The following is a 1,208-nucleotide window of genomic DNA, read 5'->3' on the forward strand; positions in this document are numbered from 1 at the left end:
GGGACGCGAAGCTGGTGCAGCCGGCCTGCAAGGCGGCATAGGCGTTGGTCAGTCCCTGGCCGCGGGTGTTGTGGAAGGGCGCGGTCACGAAGATCGCCGCGTCGTGGAACGTGTCCCGAACGGCCAGAGAGTTGTCGAGGCCCCGGCTGGTGGGGATCACGCCCGAGCGCGTCGATCAGGCGGATCGTGTCCTCGGTCGGGATGCGCTCGGGCTCGTTCTGGAAGCCGTCGCGCGGCCCGACCTCTCGCAGGTGGACAGCCGTCGGAAGGGTCATGATTCCTCGTTCACCGCTCTGAATAGCGCCTCGCGGAATTCGGGGGCGGCGACGGCGATCAGTCGTTCGGGACGCTGCGCCAACGGGCAGCCCCGCAGCCACGCCACACCGTGTTCGGTGACGACGGCGTCGACGTCGGCACGCCCGGTGGAGACCGGGCCGTCGAACGCCGCGACGATGGTCGATGCTTCGCGTGCCGTCGAACGCAGCGCGATCACCGACAGTGCCCCGGTCCGGGCCGCGGCACCCGAGAAGTCGGCCTGACCACCGATACCACCCAGGTAGCGGCGTCCGGCGGTCTCCGACCCGACCTGGCCGGTGAGGTCGACCTCGATCGCGGAGTTGACCGACACCAGCCGACGCAACGAGGCCAGCACGGCGGGGGCGTGGGTGTGGCTGGGTGGCCGGAAGAGCACCGGCAGCCCCGGCAGGCGCTCGTACAGCTCGGCGCTGCCGATCGCCGTTCCGGTCACCAGGTATCCGGTGTCGATCTCCTTGCGGGCTCCGGTGAGCACGCCCTTCTCGGCCAGGCGCAACACCCCGTTGCTGATCATGCCGCCGTGGAAGCCGAGGTCGCGGTGCCCGGCGAGCCCGTCCATGATCGCGTCCGGAAGGGTGCCGACACCCATCTGGATCGTGTCGCCGTCCTCGATCAGGCCGGCGACCCGCTCGGCGATCGCCTCGTCGACGACGTCGGCCTCTCGCTGCGGGGCCTGCGGCAACGGGCGCTCGGTCTCGAGGGTCGCGGAGAACCGCTCGAGCGGGATGCCGGGTGTTCCGCCGGTGACCGGCATCCGGTGGTTGATCTCCGCGATCAACGTCCGGCTGTGGTGCACCGCGTCGCCCGCGTAGTCGACGCCGATGCCGAGCGAGCACCGGCCGTCCGGTCCCGGCGGGGACACCTGCACCAAACCGACGTCGCTGGGCAGCAGG

Annotated in this window: 1 protein-coding gene; it reads right to left on the bottom strand. The window is 71.0% G+C overall.

Features of this window, described 5'->3' with window-relative positions:
* Nucleotides 1-271: 271 nt before the first annotated feature.
* A partial coding sequence (locus I4I78_RS32390; RefSeq protein WP_218615315.1) for an acetyl-CoA hydrolase/transferase family protein occupies nt 272-1,208 on the bottom strand: 937 nt, incomplete at its 5' end.

The sequence above is a fragment of the Pseudonocardia sp. KRD291 genome, from assembly GCF_019263595.1.
GTDB lineage: Bacteria > Actinomycetota > Actinomycetes > Mycobacteriales > Pseudonocardiaceae > Pseudonocardia.